The organism is uncultured Polaribacter sp. (assembly GCF_947500975.1).
In the GTDB taxonomy this organism is placed as follows: domain Bacteria; phylum Bacteroidota; class Bacteroidia; order Flavobacteriales; family Flavobacteriaceae; genus Polaribacter.
The window spans coordinates 205343-226666 of record NZ_CANMUE010000005.1; the positions used below are offsets into that span (position 1 = coordinate 205343).

Below are 21324 nucleotides of genomic sequence, written 5' to 3' on the forward strand. Positions count from 1 at the left end.
CTTAACTTATAAAAGGATAATCTTCTTGTTCGTATACCATATCATATAACTGTTGTGTTTCTGGATATGGAGATTCTTCAGCGAACTTTTCGCATTCTTTAACCTTGTCTTTTACTTCTTTATTAATTACATCAATCTCTTCATCAGTTGCGTAATTATTTTCTTTAATGATGTCTAAAACTTGTGTAATAGGATCTATTTTCTTGTATTCTTCTACTTCATCTTTAGTCCTATAATGTTGTGCATCAGACATTGAGTGACCTCTATATCTGTACGTTTTCATTTCTAAAAATGTTGGCCCATCACCACGTCTTGCTCTTTCTAAAGCTTCATCAATAGCTTCTGCAACTTTAATAGGATTCATAGCATCAACAGGTCCACATGGCATTTCATATCCTAAACCAAGTTTCCAAATATCTGTATGGTTTGCTGTTCTATCAACAGAAGTACCCATTGCATAACCGTTATTTTCACAAATAAAAATTACAGGTAACTTCCAAAGCATTGCTAAGTTAAAAGCTTCGTGTAAAGAACCTTGTCTTGCAGCACCATCACCAAAACATGTTAATGTAACACCTTTACTTCCTTTATATTTATCAGCAAATGCTAAACCAGCTCCTAATGGAATTTGACCACCAACAATACCATGACCTCCATAAAAACCAAATTCTTTAGAAAATATATGCATAGAACCACCCATTCCTTTCGAAGTTCCAGTAGCTTTACCATATAATTCAGCCATTACTCGTTTAGGATCTTCTCCCATACCAATTGGCTGAACATGATTTCTGTATGCAGTTATCATTTTATCATGCGATAAATCCATAGCATGTAAAGCACCTGCTAAAATAGCTTCTTGACCATTATAAAGGTGCAAAAATCCTCTAACTTTTTGTTGAATGTAAACAGATGCTAACTTGTCTTCGAACTTACGCCAAAAAAGCATGTCTTTGTACCAATTTAAATAAGTTTCTTTGGTGATTTTTTTCATTCTATATTGTTATTTGCTTAAACGTTTAATCAGTTGTTGTATTTCAATACAAAAATAAAGGTTTTAAACAGAATAAAAAAACTAGAGATTATGAATTTTAGCGCAAACGATTTCGTGAGCTATTTTTGATGTTATTTATCTTTAGCAACAGTTAGTGTAGCTTTAGCATCTGTTGCTAGATTCCACTCGTTTGAAGAAATTAACATACCTTCTTCATTAAACACTTTAAATGCTGCTGTATTTGGGCCAGAAGTACCTTGATTTAAAGCTTTAATAACAATTTTATTGATACCAATTTCTAAAGGAATATTAAATTTTTTATAGTTACTTGTTAAAGTGATGTTGTGAATTACAGGAATGTCGTTAACAAAAATTGTAACTCTATCTCCATCTGGGTATTGAAAATCTCTACAAATAATATTTACACTACCAGAATTAGTTCTTATAGCACCTAAATTTTGATCAATTTTAGGATAAATATATTGACCATTTATTTTTTTGAATGATTTTAAAAAACGCTCTTCCTTTATTTTTTCTTTTGTAAGTATACCTTTATTCTTTAAATCACGTTCTTTTTGCTTCTTTTTTAATTTCTCGTTTTCTTCGTCAAATGCTTTTTTAAATCCATCAGTTCCATTTAACTCTATTGAGTTTGGTTTTTTTACCTCTTTAGCATTATTTAGAACAACAGCATTTACTTTTCCTTTATTATTGGTGGTGCCATTATTGGTGTCTATTTGTCCAAAAAAAGAAGTTGAAGTAAATATTAGAATTAAATAAAATAAAGATTTAAAAAAATGTTTCATAGTTGTAATTATCATTTTTTAATAAACCACAAAGATAGTGCCGATTTTAAACTAGTGTGTTTAAGGTTTGTTAAAATAGACTATTCTACCGGAAAATTAAAATAAGTTTTAGGAAAAGGTTCTTTTCTTAGAGTAAAATGCCACCATTCATTATCATATGGTTTAAAACCATTTTCTAACATTATTTTTCTTAAAAACAACCTGTTTTTTTGTTGTTCTTGATTTATTTTTTTGTAAAAAGGATGAGATTCATTACCAAAAAAATCATACGGAAAACCCATATCTAATTCTTTGCCAGTTTTTGCATTAATTATTGTTAAGTCTGCTGTACTACCTCTTGTATGACCAGATTTTGAAGCAATAAAACCTAAATTAAACAGTTGACTTTTTGGTACTTTTGGGTAATATTCTCTTTTCATTAAAGTGTCACTTAAAACCTTTGCCCATTTTACAAAATGATTTACTGCTTGTTGTGGTCTGTATGCATCGTAAATTTTAAGACTTAAGCCTTTTTTGAATAATATTTCTTGCACTTTTTTTAATGCATTTGCAGCTTCTTTTGTAATAATTATACAGTTATTTTTATAACCATTAATCGGTTTTCCCATAAAATTATTTGAGCTTAAATACCTGAGTTCAGATTTTATGGTTGCATCTACATCAGATAAATAAACAAATCCTTCTGCCATTTTTTGAGAGAATGAAGAAAAGCTTATGATAAAACTAAAAATAAAAATTATTTTTTTCATTTATCAAAAATACAGAAAAAATGGATGTAATATTTTTTAGTTGAAATATTATTTAATTTTAAGCGATTATAATCGAATTTGCATTGTTGGCAATAGCTTTATCGATTATTTATTTGAAACTTTAATAAAAGAAATACAAAATTAGGTAAAAGCTTTACTACATCATATTGCAGATATTGCAGAGTATTTAAAAAAGTAAGTGTCGTTTTTTTCAAAACGACAACTTACCAAGTAAACTAATAAAACCAAGTATTAGTACTAATAATGAGAAGTTAGCTTTCTCATAAATTTTTATTCGGAATAAGGTTTGTGATTAAAGCTCAACACCCTTTTTAATTTCCATTGATTGTCTTTTAAAATCCAAAGATGTGTAAAATCAGCAATTCCTACAGTTTTTAATTTTCCGTCTTGTTTTTCTTGAAATGTATGTTTTCCATTTTGAATTGCGCCATATAAATTTCCGTTATTTTTCATAGGAAAAACTTCTAAAGAAGCTTCAATTAACTCTCTAGTAAAATTATCAGGATAAGAACAAATGTTCTTTTTAATAGTTTCTAAAAATTGTTTTTTATTTTGGATACCACCAGTATCATGATAAAATTCAAAGTTTTCAGAAATCATTGGTGATAATTTTTGGATATTACATTTATTAAAAGCATTTTCAAAAATGATGCTGTCTTTTGATTTTAATGTTTTATATAAATTGGTTTTTTTATCAACTTGTGCTTGTATAAGAATGCTATAAAAAAACATCACTATAAAAAGAAGAATCTTAAAAATAAAAGAATCTTTAAAAGGTTCAAAAAATGAATTCATAGTTAGTTTTTTTAGTTGATTTATTTAGAGTTGATATTATTTAGCAGAAATACTTCCACCTGAAGAAGATTTTTTGTTTACCAGTTTTGGATTTCCTTTAAAATCGATATCTCCACCACTTGTTGCTTTTGCCTCTATTGTTTCTGATGCATAAATATTTATGTCTGCTCCACTTGTAACTTTCGCGCTAGCATTCTTACTTTTTAATTCATAACCATCTATTGAGGATCCACTTGTAGCTTTTGAAATATGATTATTTGCAATTCCAGAAATTTCTATATCTGAACCACTTGTAGTACTTGTTTCTACAGTATTTGCATTTACAGAAATTCTAATATCTGCGCCACTTGTAGCACTAACTTTTATATCATTTACTTTTAAAGTTTCTTTGGTGTAAACATCAGACCCACTTGTTGCCGTAATTGCTTCTAAATTAGAAATGGTTACATATATTTTTCTTGCTTTTGCTTTCCAAATATTTTTTTCTGAATAAATTTTTAGAACTCCGTTTTTAACTTCTGTCATAATAATGTCTTGCAAATTTTCATCAGCTTCCACAATTATTTCATTTCTAGAACCTTGAGAAATATATAAATCTAAACCTGTACTTACTTTAATTTCAGTAAACTTTTCTTTTACACTTCTGTCTTCAGTAACAACATTTCTGTTACCATTTACTCTGTTGAACATATCAACTCCGCAAGAGCTAAAAAGGGTTGCAACAAATAAGATTGTTATAATTTTTGTGATCGATGTTTTCATGATGTTTTTATTTTTACAGTTCAAATGTCTTTTAATAGACGCTTAAAAAGAAATTTGGGTTACTCAATTGTTGATTTTTTTAGTTGAATTGTGTTTTAAATTTCTTCTTTTTCAATTTCATCTAGTTTGTTATCTACTTTCTTTTCAATTTTCTCTATCACTTCTTCTTTGATTTCTTCTTCAGTTTCTAACTCGCAATCAGTACATTTTAATGTTACATCCGTCATTATAAAGTGATGATTTACCATTTCTTTATCATAAATATCTCCTTCGTTTTTAACATTGTTTAAGAAGTTTTTTGTTGAATAATCAAAATACAACACAATGTTTTCTGGTACATAAATAGTAACATTTATTTCTTCATCTTTCCAAAGGTTTTTATAGGCTGATAAATAATAGGCATCTAAGATTATTGTATTATCAATAACTTCATATTTATAATCTATTTTTTTTGCATTTGCTCTGGCTTTACTCTTGCTTTTGCCTCTAGATTCTTTTTGAATTAACACATAAGATTCGTTTGTATGACTCTTTTTAACGTCTATTTTTATGTAACTAGAGTACACCATTTTTTTGCCATCAATTTCAACTTCTTCTCTATAACTACTTCTTCTTAAATTATGTTGATAATAAATAGTATCATCATTTATCATCTTTAATTTAATGGTATCGTTTTCTACAAAAGATAATGAGTTTTTTTCTACAATTTCTCCGTAGTTAGAGTGCGAAGTTCCAAAATCTAAACCTGTAAAAATTATTGCTAATAAGGCAACTAACCATATACCTAATAAGGTTAAAGAAGTTGCTTTACTAAACTTTTTTACATTGCTAGATAAAATTCTTAACCCTAAAACAAATAAGATTAAAAATGGAATACCAACTAATAAAAAAGTACTAAGTGTTAATAACCATTTTGGTAATATCGAGTCAAAGAAAAAAGGTGGGTAATGCACAAAATCAGCATCAACATTTAACCACTCTAAACTTCCAACAGAAAACCCTCCAATAATTAGAGATAAAATAACAGATGCAGAAACAAAAATGATAATTACACCAATAAACTTACCAATTACTTTAAAAATAGCAAGAATTATTTTTCCAATTGTTTCAAAGAAGTCTTGTAAACCGTTATTTTTTTTTGTCTTTGCTGAAAAAGTTTGACTCATTTTATCAGAAAACTCATTTGCGCCATCTTTAATTTTTTCTGATGCTTGTGTTGCTAAATCTTTAACATTTGCAGAAACATTATTAAACTCTTCTCTAATTTTCTTTTCAATATTATCAATATTTACAGGAGAACCTTCCATCTGTAATTTCTCAGAAGTAGTTTTAGCTTCTGGTAATAAAATCCAAAGGATAATGTAAAGTAATACTCCAAAGCCTCCAAAAACAAATAAAGCTAGTAAACCTAAACGTATCCAAATTGTATCTAAATCAAAATAGTGCGCAATACCAGAAGCAACACCACCTAGAAATTTATCATCGCCATCTCTAAATAGTTTTTTGCCAGATGTGTTATTTCTTTTATAAGAATAACTAGCATCACTATATTCTTGTTCAGCATCTGCATAATCTTCAGGTTCTCCCATTATTTTAATGATATCTTCAATATCATTTTCGTTAACAACTTGTCTTGCATCAGTAATTTTTTCTGATAAAAGTTCGCTTATTCTTGCTTCGATATCTGCAATAATTTCGTTTTTACCTTGAGGATCATCACTTAATGATTTAGAAATAGATTCTAAATATCGTTTTAGCTTTTGATAGGCAATTTCATCTATGTGGAAGAAAAATCCGCCCAAATTTATATTAATTGTCTTATTCATCTGTAGTTGATTTTTTGCTAATTACTTGGTTTACTGAATTGATTAAATTACTCCATGTTTTATCTAATTCTTTTAAAAACATGCCGCCGTTTTCTGTTAAAACGTAATATTTTCTTGGTGGTCCAGAGGTAGATTCTTCCCATCGGTACGTTAATAAACCTGCGTTTTTTAAACGTGTTAATAATGGGTAAATGGTTCCTTCAACCACAATCATTTGTGCACTTTTTAGCGTTGAAAGAATTTCAGAAGTATAGGCATCTCCATTTTTTAAAATGGATAAAATGCAATATTCTAAAACACCTTTTCGCATTTGCGCTTTTGTGTTTTCAATCTTCATGTATTGTAGATTTAAAGCTCATACTAGCTTCCTTAATGAAGTTAACCTGTTGTAAGAGCGTTATATTATTAATTATAATCATTTTTTAATTTATTTTCTTCTTTTATAAGAGTTAAAAGCAGTTATTTATTTTATAAATTTTATTGTAAAAGGATACTTATAATTTTCTCCTTCTTTAGCTTTTAATGAGGCAATAATTACTAATGCTATGGATATAATATAAATGAATCCGGCTACAGAGCCTAGACCAAATAACCCAAAAGTGTTAGAAAAATTGAAATCGAAACTAAAATTAAAATTATTGTGTCTAAAAAGATTGTGACTATTTCTAAATAATGATCCTAACGCAAACGGAATAAAAATGATGGTTAAAAGAAACGTATAAAGTGTGTAACTTATATTAAAATTTATAGCTTCTTTACCTTGTTCATCTAAAAAAGCGCTTCTATCTTTTAGTGTTTGCCAAGCAATTAATGGTGTAATAATATTACCAAAAGGAAACATAAATCCAGCAAATGCCGAAATATGAATTAAAAAAGCGTTGGTATTTTCTTTGTTTTTTTTCATTTCTAATAAAATATATAATACTTTCTTATGCAAATATATGTTTTTAAAAAGGTATTGTGCAATACATAGTACTATAATTAACATTTTTTTAACATTTAAAAAAATCTTTATTATTGATTAAAAAGTGGTATTTTGCCAGTAAAACCAATACAAATGAAGATTACTCCAAAAAATGTTAATGCTTTTATGTTTTTTAAATTGCCTTTAGGTTGGTTGTCTGGAATGAGGGTAAGAAGTTTAACAGATACTACCTGCGAAGTGAAAATTAAGCATAAATGGATAAACCAAAATCCGTTTAAAAGTATGTTTTGGGCTGCTCAAGGTATGGCTGCGGAAATGAGTACAGGTGTTTTGGTTATGCAAGCAATAGCAAACTCTAAACGAAATGTATCTATGTTAGTTACGCATCAAGAAGCAAATTTTTATAAAAAAGCTACTGGTAAAATTATGTTTACTTGTTTGGGCGGAAATGAGATTAAAGATGCAATACAAGAATCTATAAATACAGGAGAAGGACAAGTGGTTTTTTTAACTTCAGAAGGAAAAAATGAAAATGGGGTAGTAGTTTCAGAGTTTAAATTTCAATGGAGTTTAAAAGTCAAAAACTAGTTTTTTGTTTTCTTTTGATATAATTTAGGCCTTTCTTCTTTTGGGTCGCAATCCTGAAAAATTCCACAAGATACATTTGTACGTGCTAATGATTTTGTAGTTTCAGATTTTTTATAAAAAGCTTCTAGTTCTGGAGTTAAATACTTCATAATATCTTTTTAATTGATTTACTCTATTCTTCCATAGAATGATAAACAGAGTTTACATCATCATCTTCTTCTAGTTTTTCCAAAAGTTTTTCTACATCAGCTTTCTGATCCTCATTTAATTTTGTGGTAGTTGTTGGTATTCTCTCAAAACCAGAAGATAAAATTTCTACATTGTTTTCTTCAAAGAAAGATTGTATAGCGCCAAATTGCTCAAAAGGAGCATAAATGATAACACCTTCTTCGTCATCAAAAACCTCTTCAACTTCAAAATCAATTAATTCTAATTCTAACTCTTCCATGTCCATTGTAATATCTTCCTTTTTAACAGTAAAATTACAAGTATGGTCAAACATAAATACTACAGAGCCAGAAGTTCCTAAATTACCATCACATTTATTAAATGCAGCTCTTACATTAGCAACAGTTCTATTATTATTGTCAGTTGCGGTTTCTAATAAAATAGCAATACCATGAGGGGCATATCCTTCAAAAAGTACTTCTTTATAATCTGCAGTGTCTTTATCAGTTGCTTTTTTAATAGCACGTTCAACATTATCCTTAGGCATATTTGCAGCCTTGGCGTTTTGCATTACCGCTCTTAATCTTGAATTAGAATCAGGGTTTGGTCCACCTTCTTTTACAGCCATCACAATATCTTTACCAATTCTGGTAAAAGTTTTTGCCATTGCTGACCAACGTTTCATCTTTCTTGCTTTCCTGAACTCAAATGCTCTACCCATTTCTGTTGATTGTTTTAATTAAAATGCTCACAAATGTAAAAAACAAGATGGTCTTTTACAATTATAATTTAGGATTTCAATTGTATGGTTATTTTAATAGTTGATAAGATTGCTTAGCAATTTCAATTTCTTCATTTGTTGGTATGATTAATATTTTTACTTTGGATGTTTCACTTTGAATTTCTCTAATTTCTTTAGAACGAATTTCGTTTTTTGTATTGTTTAAATCAATTCCTAAAAAATCTAAATTTTCACAAGATAATTTTCTCATTAAAGATGAGTTTTCTCCAATACCAGCAGTAAAAATAATGGCATCTAAGCCATTTAAAATAGCTGTATAAGAGCCTATATATTTTTTAATTCTATATGCAGCTAGTTGTAGTGCATTTTTACAATTTTCATTACCTTTATTGGCAGCTTCTTCAATTTCACGCAAATCAGAAAAACCTGTTAAACCTTTCATTCCAGATTCTTTATTGAGTAAATTTGAAACTTCATCAGCAGTTTTATTTAGTTTTTTCATCAAAAAGAAGATTACAGATTGATCTATATCTCCAGAACGCGTACCCATAACTAGGCCATTCATTGGTCCGAAACCTAAAGAGTTTTCAATGCTTTTTCCGTCTTTAATGGCAGACATGCTGCATCCATTTCCTAAATGAATTGTTATAATTTTTGAAGAATTGTTATTTAAGAATTCAATCGCTTTTTCAGAAACATATTTATGGCTTGTACCATGAAAACCGTAAGCTCTAATTTTATGCTTTTCGAGAAATTGATTATCAATTGCATATTGATAGGCTTCTTTAGGCATTGTTTGATGAAAAGCGGTATCGAAAATTGCAATTTGTTTTGCGGTTGTAAAAATAGTTTCAGCAATTTCAATTCCTGTTAAATTTGCTGGATTGTGCAAAGGAGCCAAGTCAAATAAATTACGAATATTGTCTTTAACTTCTTTATTTACAATAACTGTTTTGCTAAATTTACTACCACCATGAACCACTCTATGACCCACTGCTTCAATTTCCTCCACAGAATTTATTACTCCAATTTTTGTATCTAATAAGGTTTTTGTAATTTTTTGTAAACCTATCTCATGGTTTTTAATTGATAGTGTTTCAGAGTGCTTTTGGTTGTTTTTTTGATGTGTAAAAATGGCATCTTCCATACCAATTCTTTCTACTAAACCTACACATTTTACGTTTTCAGAAGGCATTTCTATCACCTGGTATTTTAAAGATGATGAGCCAGCATTTATAATTAAAATATTCATATTAATTTTGATGAGCTTGAATTGCGGTTAATAAAACGGTATTAAAAATATCATCTACTGTACAACCTCTACTTAAATCGTTTACAGGTTTGTTTAAGCCTTGTAGCATTGGACCAATTGCCAAAGCGCCCGTTTCTCTTTGAATGGCTTTGTAGGTATTATTACCGGTATTTAAATCAGGAAAAATTAAAACAGATGCTTGACCGGCAACTTTAGAATCTGGCATTTTTGTTTTTGCCACAGACATATCTACAGCAGCATCATATTGTATTGGCCCTTCAATTAACAAATTTGGATTTATATTTTTTGCAATCTCAGTGGCTTTTCTTACTTTTTCTACTTCTTCTCCTTTTCCAGAACTTCCAGATGAATAAGACAACATTGCTACTTTTGCTTTAATACCAAAGGCTTCAGCAGATTGTGCAGAAGAAATTGCAATTTCTGCTAATTGTTCTGCATTTGGGTTCGGATTAACAGCACAATCTCCCATAACAGAAACTCTATCTGATAAACACATAAAAAAGACAGAAGAAACAACTGAAACTCCGGGTTTTGTTTTAATAATTTGCAAGGCTGGTTTTATGGTGTGCATTGTTGTGTGTACTGCTCCAGAAACCATACCATCAGCTAAACCGTTTAAGATCATTAAAGTTCCATAATAAGAAACATCTCTAGTTAAATCTTGTGCAGTTGTTTCCGTCATTCCTTTGTGTTTTCTAGCTTCGTAAAGCGTTTTAGCAAAGTTTTTATTATGAATAGAATCTTCTGGATTTAAGATGTTTATTTTGTTTAAATCTATTTGTAAACCTAATTGATTTGCTTTAATCTGAATTTCTTTTTTATCTCCTAATAAAGTTAAGTTAACAATATTTAATAATTGCAAACGAGCTGCGGCTTGTATTATTCTATCATCATTTCCTTCTGGTAAAACAATATGTTTTTTATTGATTTTTGCTTTTTGTAACAAATTATATTGAAACATACTTGGTGTTAACTTGTCTGAATTAAAGCTAGACAAAATGTTTTTAAGAGCATTAACATTAATATAGGTATCAAAAGTATCTAAAGCTAATAATATTTTTTTACTGTTAGAGGCATAAATTTTTGGTTTTACATCGCCAATTTTATTAGAAATACCAAAAGTTCCTCCTTCAACAGAAATAATTGGTATAGTAGATTGTACACCTTCAATCAGTTTTAAGATTGAATCTTCTGGAGTTAAATTCCCTGTTAAAATGATGCCTGATATTTTTGGATAATTACTAGATGCATTTGCTTGTAATGCGCCTAAAATAATATCGGCTCTGTCTCCCGGGGTAATTACAAGTGCATTTTCTTTAATACGTGTTATGTAGTTACGCAATTGCATTGCGCCAGTGCTATAGCTACCTATTGCATTGTTTAAAAATTGCTCTCCAAAAAGTACTTTTCCGTTTAAAGATTCAACAACTTCTTTTACTGTTGGATATGCTAAAAAGTTAACTTTAGGAACAACATCAATATGAATTTCTGTAGGAATTACTTTCTTTAATTCTGTTTCTATATAGTCAATCTCATCAACTTCAATTTTGTTAGCAATAACACCAATAACATCTACTTCTTTTTGAATAAAAGATTTGTAGGTTAATTGCATTGTGTTGATAAAATCTTTCTTCTTTTTATCATTTCCGGCACCAACAATTAATACAGGTATTCCTAAGTTTTTAGCAACCATAAGGTTTACATCCAATTCTGTAAAACCTCCTTTACCAGAAAAATCGGTACCTTCTACTAAAACGTAATCGTATTTTTCTTCTAGGTCTTTATATTTTTTGATGATGTTATGAATTACATCATCAGTTTTTCCTTCGCTCAATAATTCTACAACTTCGCTTTGATCAAAAGCGTAACAATCGTCATAATTAATATCTAAATTAAAAAAGTTAATTGCTGTATTTATATGATTATCGAGTGTGTTATTTTTATCTTTATTGATAATGGGTCTAAAATAACCAACTTTAGAAGATTGATTTAGCATCATTCTTAAAATACCTAATGATACTAATGATTTACCACTGTTAGACTCTATGGTAGTTACGTATATTGCTTTGCTCATTTCTTTTAATTCTTATGCAAAAATAAGGCATAAAAAAATGACTAATTGTGATATTAGTCATTAATTTTGGAAACATTTTTCACTCATAACATTGTTTAGAGTATTTTTTTTGTAAAATTTATAGCTTTCATTTTTAAACTTGTAAAACGCCCATATTAAATTTCTTTTCAATAGGAGCATGGTTTGCAGCTTCAATTCCCATAGAAATCCAAGTTCTTGTTTCTAAGGGATTTATTACTGCATCTGTCCAAATTCTTGCAGCAGCATAATAAGGCGAAATTTGCTTGTCATACCTAGATTTTATTTTATCAAATAACTCAGCTTCTTTTTCAGGAGTAATTTCTTCTCCTCGTTTTTTAAGTGAAGCAGTTTCTATTTGTAATAAAACTTTTGCTGCCGAATTACCACTCATTACGGCCAATTCTGCGCTTGGCCAAGCGGCAATTAATCTTGGGTCATAAGCTTTTCCACACATGGCGTAATTTCCTGCTCCGTAAGAATTTCCAATAACAATTGTAAATTTTGGTACTACAGAGTTACTAACTGCATTTACCATTTTAGCACCATCTTTTATAATTCCGCCGTGTTCAGATTTGCTACCAACCATAAAACCAGTTACGTCTTGCAAGAAAACTAAAGGTATTTTTTTCTGATTACAATTGGCAATAAAACGTGTAGATTTATCAGCAGAATCGTTATAGATAACCCCACCAAATTGCATTTCTCCTTTTTTTGTTTTTACTAATTTTCGTTGATTGGCAACAATACCAACTGCCCAACCATCTATTCTTGCATACCCTGTTAAAATGGTTTGACCGTAGCCTTCTTTATATTGTTCAAATTCAGAATTATCAACTAAACGTTTAATAATTTCTAACATGTCATATTGTGCATTTCTCTCTTTAGGAAGAATTCCAAAAATATCATCTTCTTTTTCCTTTGGAGGAAAAGATTCAGTTTTACTAAAACCAGCTTTGTCGTAATCACCAATTTTATCAACAATAAACTTTATTTTATCTAATGCGTCTTTATCATCTTTGGCTTTGTAATCTGTAACGCCAGAAATTTCACAATGTGTAGTTGCTCCACCTAATGTTTCATTATCAATACTTTCGCCAATTGCAGCTTTTACCAAGTAACTCCCTGCAAGAAAAATACTTGCGGTTTTGTCAACAATTAAAGCTTCATCGCTCATAATTGGCAAATATGCACCACCAGCAACACAGCTTCCCATTACTGCAGAAATTTGTGTAATGCCCATGCTACTCATTACCGCATTGTTTCTAAATATGCGCCCGAAATGTTCTTTATCAGGAAAAATTTCATCTTGCATTGGTAAGTAAACCCCAGCAGAATCTACCAAATAAATAATTGGCAATCTATTTTCTATGGAAATTTCTTGCGCTCGTAAATTCTTTTTTCCTGTAATAGGAAACCAAGCGCCAGCTTTTACTGTAGCATCATTGGCTACTACAATACACTGCTTTCCTTTAATATAACCTATTTTTACAACAACACCTCCAGAAGGACAGCCTCCGTGTTCTGCGTACATATCTTCACCAGCAAAAGCACCAATTTCTATAGATTTTGATTTTTTATCTAAAAGATAATCAACTCTTTCTCTTGCAGTCATTTTACCTTTTTCGTGAAGCTTATCAATTCTTTTTTGACCACCACCTAATTTTACTTTAGCAAAACGTTTTTTTAAGTCCGAAGCTAAAAGTTTGTTATAATCTTCGTTTTTATTGAAGTTAATATCCATAAAAAAGTATTTGAATTTTGATGGCTAATTTACTAAATTTTAATTGTAAGAATTGATAATATTTTCAACAGTTTTTTTTGATTTTTTTATAGCTATTTTTTTAAAGTCAGCTTTTATTCTGCTACTCTTTCTCTATAGTTTCTTCGAGTAAGTTTGATAAATAACACAAGTAATATGTTTTCATAAAAAAAAATATTAGACTCTTTGTAACAAATAAGATGTAATTACTACATATATTTAGATACAATTTTATTTTATTTCAAAATTTTTAACGAAATTGCTTGTCTAAAAATTGTTCAACTTTAAAAACTAAAAAAATATGTCTGATGATTTTGATTTATTAGAAACTAATTCGAACCAGAAAACTGAAAAAGTAGATGTAAATTGGGGGAAAGCTATAGATACCATGAAGTCTAAATTAGCACAGGAAGATGACCCTCAAACACGTCAAAAAATATTAAATGCTACGTTAGATGATGTTGTTCAAATGGCAGAAAAAGATAGAACAACATTATTAGATGCTATAAAAGATTTAACAGATTACCAAGATGAAGTTGGTATTATGTTTGAGAAATTTTCATCATTAAACGCAACAGAACAAAAGGTTATTGATGATGCTCAAAAAGAATTAGAAAGAGCAAGAATTGAGTTAGAAGACGCAGAAAATAAACCAGATACTTGGTGGAATAATCTTTGGGGAAGAAAAAGTAAAATTAAAAAAGAACAACAAGAATTTAAAGAAGCAGAAAAGGTACGCTTAGGTGCAGATAATAAAGCGAAAGCAATGTTTCAACAAAGAATTGAAAGTGCCGATGTTGAAACCTTGTTAGGAGAACTTTCTTACAAATCTCAAGCTGCTGTTACTCGTTTAAAAAATAGAGAAGTAGAAATTAAAGAAGTAGAAGAAAAGTTGAAAGTTGCCATAGTTGAGGCTTCTAAAAACCATACAAAAGCTTTAGAAAAAAAGAAAGAAGTAGAAGGTAAGCTAGAGGAGCAATATGCTTTATTAAAACAATCTCGTCAAGAATTAGAAGAGATTGCAGATAAACAATCAACAGAATATTCTGAAGCAATTGGTAAAGTAACTTCTATAGAACAAAAAGTAGAGGAGTTAGAAGGTCTAAAAAACGCTTATACAACTTTAGCTGCCAGTAAAGATAGTTTTGTTCATAAGCATAATTTAACCATAAAGGTTTTAACTTCTTTGCGTTCTAATTTACAAACTCATAGAGCTAAATTAAAGTCTGATACTGAAGAAAGATTAAAATATTATGATGGTTATATTGTTGCTTTAAAAGCAAGAACAGATCAAGAATTTGCAGCCATTTTAGAGCATTTAGGTGTTAAAACAGATGAACATATTGGAGAAACTTTAGCATCTATGCATTCTGCAAGTGCAAGAGCAAGACAAGATATGATGGATAATATTCCTGTTCATGAAAAAGTAATGAAAGGTGTTTATAGTTCTTATGCAGAGGCTTTACAAGAAATTCGTGATAAAGATTCAGACATTCAAAAGAATTTCGCAGATCGTTACGGAATTGATATGAAAGAAATTTTTGAAGACTATTACAAAGCAGATGCCGATGCTCCAGAAGGAGAAGATGATAAACCATCTGAAGCACCAAAAAAAGAATCTTCAAATGACGACATGTTGTCATAAAAAAGGAATCAGTTAAATAAAACAGTTTATGGTTAACAATCAACTTAGCTGTAAACTGTTAATTGAATGCTGTAAACTTAAAAATAAATGATTACTACACCTTTAGATTCAGCTGTTTTAAATTCTAAAGAGCAATATGTTTTTTACCATAAAATGGTAGATTTTGCGCTTAAAGAATTGATTGTTAGGATTCAGCAGCAACAACTTTGTACTCAACAAGAAATTGTTTTTTTTAAACAATATTCAGATTTGTTATTGTATTCAATTGAAGCAATGCGTATTAAGTATATGTATGATGAAGAAGATAATATGAAGATTGATCTAACAGATTCTGGTTTTCCTAATTATTTAGAATTCAGATTTTTGTATAATGATTTAGAGCTTAAAAAGGAATACACAGATAAACTAGTTGACACAGAAACATTAAAAAAAACATTTTTAGACACTCTTTTAGTTCATAAAAAACCAGTTAAAAAGTCAGATTTATTTAAAGCATCTTCAATCATTTATTATACATCAGTAGAAAAAAAATATATTTTTAACAGGTTTGTACAAGGTAAAATTTTAGAAGCTCCAAAAGGTTCTACATCTCAATATTTAACAAGTTGGAGTTTTTACGATGTAAGCCATAACAGACCATTTGTTTGCTTTATGTATTTTGATTATGATGGAAAAAAAATAGAAAAGGATAAAGAAAAAATCTATCAAGTTTTAAAAGAAAGTGCAGATAGAGAAATGGCATTAAATACAATGGCTTATACAATTGATAGGAAATTGCCAGAAATTCAACCAAAACATATTAAAAGAATAGATTTAGGACCTTTACACAATGTTTTTGCAAAAGATGAAAATGAAATTACACATGCTATTTTAGAAGGAATTGGGCGAAAAGATATTTCTATAGAATCTTATGCCTTATCTCTAAAGATTGATGAGGTTTTTTCTGGAGATACTTTTACCGAAGGTGGATTTTTTTCAAAAACAACCTTACAGAAATGGAGTGATGTAATTCCACAAAAATATGTTTTTGCACCACACAGAATTATTCAATTATTACACAATCAAACACCTGAATCTTTACATGAGCTAGCAAAAGAGCCAATTCAAATGGCAGATTTAAAAATTGATAAAAAATAAAGTTGGTAGTTACAGTATTAGTTTAGAAAACTGATTGCTGTAAATGAAAACTGTACACTAAAAAACTATGGAACATAATTCAACATTCCCAATAAAACAAAATGAATTAGATATGCTCAGAGATGAAGCCTCTGGTTATTTAAAATCTGTTCAATGGGAGCAAGGTAATAGAGCAAAAAATAAAGATAATGATGCAAAAGACGAATCTATTTTATTGTATTTGTCAAGAGCAAATAGTGGAAGTAATGTAGAAATAACGTCTGTTTCTAAAACAATTTTAGCATTAAAAAAACGATTATTACCAGATTCAATTGCTATTCCTGTACATTTAAATCAGACTTTATATGCGGTTCAAGAAGGACTTACTTTAGGTATTTGGATAAAAGATAGTTATTACGATGCCTCTGGTTTATCTAGTTTGTCAGAAAAAAAATCAGCTTTAGATTCAAATGGAAAAAGAGAATTTGAAAGTAAAATGCAAACAGCAACAGCTTTTCAAATATTTGCAACTTCCTATAAAATATTACACGATTTAAAAACGAGCGCATCAGAAGATTTATCAGTAATGAAACAAAAATTTGCAGGTATTCCAGAGGTGTCTTTTTTATCGCCACTAAAAGGAATTGCGTGTATGTTGTTTTATTATGAAAAATATTTAGGACATCCAGATATTATTAAAAGCGATAAAGATGTAGTTGATTTTACAGTTGTGTATTTTGAAGCTTTCATAGACGAAATTAATCTAAGAAAAAGTAGTTTAGAATATACAGAAACCATTACAGATAGAACCTATAAACTTGAAAATACAGATTTTGCTATTTCTGGTTGGGAAAATACTTTTGCAGGAACAGCAGTAAGTGTAGAATTTAATGAAATTCAGTTTGAACAAATTGTAGGTAATAAAGATGCAAAACATTTTGCACGTCGTTTAACAGAACGAATGTTAAGTTATGATTTTGATGCACAAAAAAATCCGTTTCAAGAGTTAGGTGGTTTTATGCCTGTGTTTATGGGATACGGAATTCCAGGAACAGGAAAAAGTATGTTAATTGCAGCTATTGCAACTCGTTTAAAAGAGCATTGTGATAATTTAGAGATACCGTTTTTGTTTCATCCAATGCCAGATACGTTGATATCAACTTTTCAAGGAGGATCTGCAGAAAAAATGGTAGAGTGGATGAAGCCGATGCAAGATCCTACAAAATTAATTTTTGCACCTATTGATGATGCTGAAAATAATTTACAGGAAAGAACTGCACAAGGAGTTTCTGCTGGAGTTAAAGAAGTTATCGGTGTTTTCTTACGTTATACAGAAGGCGCTTATGCTGTAAATTATGGAAATTCTTCTGTAGGATTGTTTACAAACTTACCCGAAATGTTAGATAAAGCTGTGATCTCTAGAGTGCAAGGTAGGTTTAAGATTGATGGAGCAAGAACAGAACATGATTTTTTAGATCAAGATTATATTTGGTGGAAGAAATTTGAAAAAACAATTCCTGATTTTGTAAATATGCAAAATCCTACGAATTATGAGTTTTTAAAAGATCAGGGTTTAGCAAAAAACATGGGTGATATTTTAAACTCTGTTGCAAAACCATCCGAAGAAAGAGTTTTAGAAGCTTATGATAAAGCTCAAAAATTGCACAAAACTAGCGAACATTTGTTTTTTGCAAGCTTGTATAAAGAAATTCAAAAAATATTTCCATTCTTTTCATCAAGAGATGTTAGAAATATACAATCTGCAATATCATTACGATTAACAGATTTTGATTTAGAACAAGATTGGTTTGAGAATCCTGAAATTTATTTCAAAAAAGATTACCAAACCAAGTTTAATATGTTGCAAGAGTTGATGAAAAGTAATATGAATGGATTAGATTTTTCTGAAATTAGAAGACAAGAAGTAGTACGTTATTTGGATAATGTTGCTACAATTGCAGATACAGATTTTAAGAGAAAAGTAGATGCAAGAGTAAATCAATTAAATATTGATTTGGAGGCTAGAAGAAATTTTGAAAATGAAAATTAGTAATAAAATTAAAAATGTTACTTCTAAAGTAGTTTCCAGCTTTTGGGGAAAATTAGAACACATCAATTTTGATTTTACATTTAAAAATGGAAAATTAGTAAACTTAACACATGAAGTCTATGGAAAAAATGATGGGGTTGCAATTTTATTATATAATGTAAAGACTAAAAATGTAATTTTATCTAAACAATTTAGAATGCCTGTTTATCATGCAGGTATTTCAAATGGATTTTCTATTGAAGTTGTTGGTGGTGCTATAGATACAAACGAATCACCAGAAAATTGTGTAATTCGCGAAACAGAAGAAGAAGTTGGTTATAAAATATCTGAAGTAAAAAAAGTAACTACCACTTTTTTATCTCCTGGAATTGTAAAAGAAAGAGTACACCTGTTTATAGGAGAATATACAAACGAAGACAAAACCGAAAAAGGAGGAGGACTTGAAGAAGAAAATGAAGAAATTGAAGTTTTAGAAACATCATTTATAAATGCTTTGAAAATGATAGAAGTAGAAGAGATTATTGATGCAAGAACAATTATGTTGTTGCAATATTTACAGATTAATAAATTAATAGAATAAGAAAAATTCTTTTTTCTATAGAAGGATTTTAGGATAGGTCATATGCAAAAACTAAAAGAAGCAAAATTATATAGAAACGAACTAATACCTATTAGTGGAAAACTAGTAGAGCGTTACAATAAATGTTTGATTAAATTAGGTTTTACAAAAACTAAGTTAACCTCTTTTTCTATTGATGCTATTGGTTGGAGTCCAGAAATTGCTGAAGAAAAAAACGAACCTTTTTATTTAAATAATGGCGAGGCAAATCCGCATGCAATTATTATTACACCACTTCAAAAAGGGTTGCCAGTTTACTGTTCTTTTCATTCTTTTGATAAAGAATTGATGAAATTAGTGTTTAAAACACACTTTAAAAAAATTCAAAATATAACTAGAGATTCTGCAATTTGTGTAGATTTTGATCAAAGTATAGATGTTTTTTATGAACCTTTAGATGTTTTAAAATACAAAGATGTTGTTATTAATTTTCATTTAATTGATGATTTAGAGAAGGCTAAAAAGGAGCAACTTTTATTAATAGAAACTTTTAATAGAGATTTTAATTTTATAGACGAAAATTTACATGAACAACTAATTTCATCAGCAAAACAATATGGAGATTTAAGAACTAGAGATTTAACTTTAGATCCTATAACTTTTACAACAGACTCTTTTTATACAGAAGCTTTTGGAGGAATTTATTTATTGCGAAATTTTATTTCACCTATTTTAATTTTTGTCGAAAAAGAAGCTTATAAAGAAGCAATTAATGATACCACTCATGATGTTTTAATGTTTCATATTTCACAACCTGAATTAATAAACCAATTAAAAGATCATCTAATTATTGAGTGCAATTTATCAGAAGAAGCACAAACAAATAGATATAATAGAATAAAGAATTTTATTTTTTCTGAATACTTAAAAGATTCACAACACCCAATTAGAGATATTTTAAGTGATAAAATGTTGTTTAAGAGTTATTTGAATAAAATTGATTTAAAATCGCGTAAAAAAGTAATGAGTGTTGAATTGTATTTAGAAAAAAAATCAATTAATAATACCATTAAAATTAAAGATATTGTTGATGAAGAATTTTATGTTGCATTGCATAAACCACACTCATCGTTAAGACCCAATCATCAAGATTTAATTTGGCATTTGTTGGTTAATATTGCACCAAAAGATGTCTTATTTTTATATTGGTATGATAAAGAACAATTTTTTAAGCTCTTTAAAACTTTTGATGACTCAACTAAAGATTGGATTATTGAAACGATTAAAAGTGGATTTTAGAAAAAAATAGATTAATTTTATAAGAAGTTGAAAATATATTTTAGTTAAAATCTAAGGATGAAAAACATATTTGAATTAGAAGTATCATCAGAAATTATTGATAGAATTAATTTATTAACACCAGCAACGAAAAGTTTATGGGGTAAAATGAATGTTTCGCAAATGCTAGCTCATTGTAATGTAACTTACGAAATGGTTTATACTGAGAAACACCCAAAACCAAATTTTGTAATGAAGCTTATTTTAAAAACATTTGTTAAAAAGATTGTTGTTGGAGAAAAAGAATATTCAAAAAATGGAAAAACTGCACCACAATTTTTAATATCTGATGAAAGAGAATTTGAGAAGGAAAAGAAAAACTTAATAGATTATATTAAGAAAACCCAAAAGTTAGGAGCTACTTATTTTGATCAAAAAGAATCACATTCATTTGGTAAATTGAATAAAAAAGAATGGAATAATATGTTTTACAAACACTTGGATCATCATTTATCTCAATTTGGAGTTTAATTAAATAATATTCAGTTAAAGGTTTAAAGCTTTTAATTCTTAAATTTAAAAATTATGACACTAGAACTTATCATATTTATAGCATCTATTTTATTTGGAGCAATTATTTTCTGGAGAGAATCTCAAGGAAATGCTATTTATCGTTTTTTTAATAAAATAATGAATTCCAAAGAATTACAAATGAAATCAGGAGATAAAAAAGGGTTTGTGTATCAACAGTCACTTTTATTAAGATTGGTTTTTATAATAGCTTTATTTTTGATAATAATTCTAATAACAAGATTTCTAATTCCTATTGATTTAGCAACTATTTCCTTATTTGCTTCAATGATTTTTGGAACTTTAGTAGGAACCTATTTAGCAGGTTTTATTTTTAAATCAACAGCGGTTATAGAAGAACAAGCTGATTCTTTAGAAGATAAATTTCAAGATGTTATAGAAAAAGGAAAAGATTTTATTGAGGATTTACAAACAAAAGATTCAAAAAAAATAGAAGAGATAGAAGTAAATAAAGAAGCACCTAAGGCTGATGAAAAAAGTGCTAGAGAGCGTTTAAAAGATAAAGGTTTGTTGTAGTAAGTCTCATTACGAGGAGTTTTCGACGAAGAAATCTTTTAAATTAAAACTAAAAATTAACAGATTGCC

General features: G+C 28.9%; 21 protein-coding genes. 8 read left to right on the plus strand and 13 right to left on the minus strand.

Features of this window, described 5'->3' with window-relative positions:
* Position 1: 1 nt before the first annotated feature.
* The 8 genes from pdhA to Q0733_RS07810 all read right to left on the minus strand — a co-directional run bounded on the left by pdhA (position 2) and on the right by Q0733_RS07810 (position 6854).
* The gene (gene pdhA, locus Q0733_RS07775) at positions 2-991 is read right to left on the minus strand and encodes a pyruvate dehydrogenase (acetyl-transferring) E1 component subunit alpha (RefSeq protein ID WP_298780951.1); all 990 of its coding nucleotides are present in this window, start codon (positions 989-991) and stop codon (positions 2-4) included.
* A gap of 131 nt (positions 992-1122) precedes the next feature.
* Positions 1123-1797 carry a hypothetical protein gene (locus Q0733_RS07780; RefSeq protein ID WP_298780953.1) on the minus strand — a complete coding sequence of 225 codons (675 nt, stop codon included), beginning with the start codon at positions 1795-1797 and terminating at the stop codon, positions 1123-1125.
* A gap of 80 nt (positions 1798-1877) precedes the next feature.
* Entirely contained in the window at positions 1878-2546 is a 669-nt protein-coding gene (locus Q0733_RS07785) for a M15 family metallopeptidase (protein ID WP_298780954.1), read from the minus strand.
* A gap of 291 nt (positions 2547-2837) precedes the next feature.
* On the minus strand, positions 2838-3362 hold the full coding sequence (locus Q0733_RS07790) for a nuclear transport factor 2 family protein (protein WP_298780956.1): 525 nt from the start codon (positions 3360-3362) through the stop codon (positions 2838-2840).
* A gap of 36 nt (positions 3363-3398) precedes the next feature.
* Positions 3399-4124 carry a head GIN domain-containing protein gene (locus Q0733_RS07795; protein ID WP_298780958.1) on the minus strand — a complete coding sequence of 242 codons (726 nt, stop codon included), beginning with the start codon at positions 4122-4124 and terminating at the stop codon, positions 3399-3401.
* A gap of 95 nt (positions 4125-4219) precedes the next feature.
* Positions 4220-5950, minus strand: coding sequence for a PspC domain-containing protein (locus Q0733_RS07800; RefSeq protein ID WP_298780961.1), 1731 nt, complete (start codon positions 5948-5950; stop codon positions 4220-4222).
* Positions 5943-6287 carry a PadR family transcriptional regulator gene (locus Q0733_RS07805; protein ID WP_298780963.1) on the minus strand — a complete coding sequence of 115 codons (345 nt, stop codon included), beginning with the start codon at positions 6285-6287 and terminating at the stop codon, positions 5943-5945. Before Q0733_RS07805 ends, Q0733_RS07800 begins: the two co-directional genes overlap by 8 nt.
* Positions 6288-6413: 126 nt before the next feature.
* The gene (locus Q0733_RS07810) at positions 6414-6854 is read right to left on the minus strand and encodes a DUF4870 domain-containing protein (protein WP_298780965.1); all 441 of its coding nucleotides are present in this window, start codon (positions 6852-6854) and stop codon (positions 6414-6416) included.
* A gap of 153 nt (positions 6855-7007) precedes the next feature.
* Between Q0733_RS07810 and Q0733_RS07815 the strand changes: the two genes are divergently transcribed.
* The gene (locus tag Q0733_RS07815; RefSeq protein ID WP_298780967.1) at positions 7008-7463 is read left to right on the plus strand and encodes a DUF4442 domain-containing protein; all 456 of its coding nucleotides are present in this window, start codon (positions 7008-7010) and stop codon (positions 7461-7463) included.
* On the opposite strand, the gene Q0733_RS07820 is transcribed toward Q0733_RS07815, so the two are convergent.
* The 5 genes from Q0733_RS07820 to Q0733_RS07840 form a co-directional block, all read right to left on the minus strand.
* Positions 7460-7612 carry a hypothetical protein gene (locus Q0733_RS07820; RefSeq protein ID WP_298780969.1) on the minus strand — a complete coding sequence of 51 codons (153 nt, stop codon included), beginning with the start codon at positions 7610-7612 and terminating at the stop codon, positions 7460-7462. The genes Q0733_RS07815 and Q0733_RS07820 overlap by 4 nt on opposite strands.
* Before the next feature lie 23 nt (positions 7613-7635).
* Positions 7636-8352 carry a YebC/PmpR family DNA-binding transcriptional regulator gene (locus Q0733_RS07825; protein ID WP_298780971.1) on the minus strand — a complete coding sequence of 239 codons (717 nt, stop codon included), beginning with the start codon at positions 8350-8352 and terminating at the stop codon, positions 7636-7638.
* Between the two features lie 88 nt (positions 8353-8440).
* Entirely contained in the window at positions 8441-9625 is a 1185-nt protein-coding gene (locus Q0733_RS07830) for an acetate/propionate family kinase (RefSeq protein WP_298780973.1), read from the minus strand.
* 1 nt (position 9626) lies between these two features.
* Entirely contained in the window at positions 9627-11720 is a 2094-nt protein-coding gene (pta, locus tag Q0733_RS07835) for a phosphate acetyltransferase (RefSeq protein ID WP_298780975.1), read from the minus strand.
* A 133-nt stretch (positions 11721-11853) separates the two neighbouring features.
* Positions 11854-13482, minus strand: coding sequence for an acyl-CoA carboxylase subunit beta (locus Q0733_RS07840; RefSeq protein ID WP_298780978.1), 1629 nt, complete (start codon positions 13480-13482; stop codon positions 11854-11856).
* Positions 13483-13801: 319 nt separating this feature from the next.
* Between Q0733_RS07840 and Q0733_RS07845 the strand changes: the two genes are divergently transcribed.
* The 7 genes from Q0733_RS07845 (at position 13802) to Q0733_RS07875 (ending at position 21255) form a co-directional block, all read left to right on the plus strand.
* Positions 13802-15145, plus strand: coding sequence for a microtubule-binding protein (locus tag Q0733_RS07845; RefSeq protein ID WP_298780980.1), 1344 nt, complete (start codon positions 13802-13804; stop codon positions 15143-15145).
* Positions 15146-15232: 87 nt separating this feature from the next.
* Positions 15233-16282, plus strand: a complete 1050-nt coding sequence (locus tag Q0733_RS07850; protein ID WP_298780982.1) for a hypothetical protein — start codon at positions 15233-15235, stop codon at positions 16280-16282.
* A gap of 67 nt (positions 16283-16349) precedes the next feature.
* Positions 16350-18311: an AAA family ATPase gene (locus tag Q0733_RS07855; protein WP_298780984.1), complete on the plus strand. Its 1962-nt coding sequence runs from the start codon at positions 16350-16352 to the stop codon at positions 18309-18311.
* Complete coding sequence (locus tag Q0733_RS07860) at positions 18301-18891, plus strand: NUDIX domain-containing protein (RefSeq protein ID WP_298780986.1); 591 nt, start codon at positions 18301-18303, stop codon at positions 18889-18891. The genes Q0733_RS07855 and Q0733_RS07860 overlap by 11 nt, the downstream gene beginning before the upstream one ends.
* 42 nt (positions 18892-18933) lie before the next feature.
* Complete coding sequence (locus tag Q0733_RS07865) at positions 18934-20169, plus strand: DUF6638 family protein (protein ID WP_298780989.1); 1236 nt, start codon at positions 18934-18936, stop codon at positions 20167-20169.
* Between the two features lie 57 nt (positions 20170-20226).
* Positions 20227-20679, plus strand: coding sequence for a DUF1569 domain-containing protein (locus Q0733_RS07870; protein WP_298780992.1), 453 nt, complete (start codon positions 20227-20229; stop codon positions 20677-20679).
* A 54-nt stretch (positions 20680-20733) separates the two neighbouring features.
* Positions 20734-21255, plus strand: coding sequence for a hypothetical protein (locus Q0733_RS07875; RefSeq protein WP_298780999.1), 522 nt, complete (start codon positions 20734-20736; stop codon positions 21253-21255).
* Positions 21256-21324: the final 69 nt, after the last annotated feature.

Excerpts from the sequence above, each read along its gene's own strand:
- pdhA (WP_298780951.1), bottom strand. The coding sequence starts at position 991 with ATGAAAAAAATCACCAAAGAAACTTATTTAAATTGGTACAAAGACATG.
- Q0733_RS07780 (WP_298780953.1), bottom strand. The coding sequence starts at position 1,797 with ATGAAACATTTTTTTAAATCTTTATTTTATTTAATTCTAATATTTACT.
- Q0733_RS07785 (WP_298780954.1), bottom strand. The coding sequence starts at position 2,546 with ATGAAAAAAATAATTTTTATTTTTAGTTTTATCATAAGCTTTTCTTCA.
- Q0733_RS07790 (WP_298780956.1), bottom strand. The coding sequence starts at position 3,362 with ATGAATTCATTTTTTGAACCTTTTAAAGATTCTTTTATTTTTAAGATT.
- Q0733_RS07795 (WP_298780958.1), bottom strand. The coding sequence starts at position 4,124 with ATGAAAACATCGATCACAAAAATTATAACAATCTTATTTGTTGCAACC.
- Q0733_RS07800 (WP_298780961.1), bottom strand. The coding sequence starts at position 5,950 with ATGAATAAGACAATTAATATAAATTTGGGCGGATTTTTCTTCCACATA.
- Q0733_RS07805 (WP_298780963.1), bottom strand. The coding sequence starts at position 6,287 with ATGAAGATTGAAAACACAAAAGCGCAAATGCGAAAAGGTGTTTTAGAA.
- Q0733_RS07810 (WP_298780965.1), bottom strand. The coding sequence starts at position 6,854 with ATGAAAAAAAACAAAGAAAATACCAACGCTTTTTTAATTCATATTTCG.
- Q0733_RS07815 (WP_298780967.1), top strand. The coding sequence starts at position 7,008 with ATGAAGATTACTCCAAAAAATGTTAATGCTTTTATGTTTTTTAAATTG.
- Q0733_RS07820 (WP_298780969.1), bottom strand. The coding sequence starts at position 7,612 with ATGAAGTATTTAACTCCAGAACTAGAAGCTTTTTATAAAAAATCTGAA.
- Q0733_RS07825 (WP_298780971.1), bottom strand. The coding sequence starts at position 8,352 with ATGGGTAGAGCATTTGAGTTCAGGAAAGCAAGAAAGATGAAACGTTGG.
- Q0733_RS07830 (WP_298780973.1), bottom strand. The coding sequence starts at position 9,625 with ATGAATATTTTAATTATAAATGCTGGCTCATCATCTTTAAAATACCAG.
- pta (WP_298780975.1), bottom strand. The coding sequence starts at position 11,720 with ATGAGCAAAGCAATATACGTAACTACCATAGAGTCTAACAGTGGTAAA.
- Q0733_RS07840 (WP_298780978.1), bottom strand. The coding sequence starts at position 13,482 with ATGGATATTAACTTCAATAAAAACGAAGATTATAACAAACTTTTAGCT.
- Q0733_RS07845 (WP_298780980.1), top strand. The coding sequence starts at position 13,802 with ATGTCTGATGATTTTGATTTATTAGAAACTAATTCGAACCAGAAAACT.
- Q0733_RS07850 (WP_298780982.1), top strand. The coding sequence starts at position 15,233 with ATGATTACTACACCTTTAGATTCAGCTGTTTTAAATTCTAAAGAGCAA.
- Q0733_RS07855 (WP_298780984.1), top strand. The coding sequence starts at position 16,350 with ATGGAACATAATTCAACATTCCCAATAAAACAAAATGAATTAGATATG.
- Q0733_RS07860 (WP_298780986.1), top strand. The coding sequence starts at position 18,301 with ATGAAAATTAGTAATAAAATTAAAAATGTTACTTCTAAAGTAGTTTCC.
- Q0733_RS07865 (WP_298780989.1), top strand. The coding sequence starts at position 18,934 with ATGCAAAAACTAAAAGAAGCAAAATTATATAGAAACGAACTAATACCT.
- Q0733_RS07870 (WP_298780992.1), top strand. The coding sequence starts at position 20,227 with ATGAAAAACATATTTGAATTAGAAGTATCATCAGAAATTATTGATAGA.
- Q0733_RS07875 (WP_298780999.1), top strand. The coding sequence starts at position 20,734 with ATGACACTAGAACTTATCATATTTATAGCATCTATTTTATTTGGAGCA.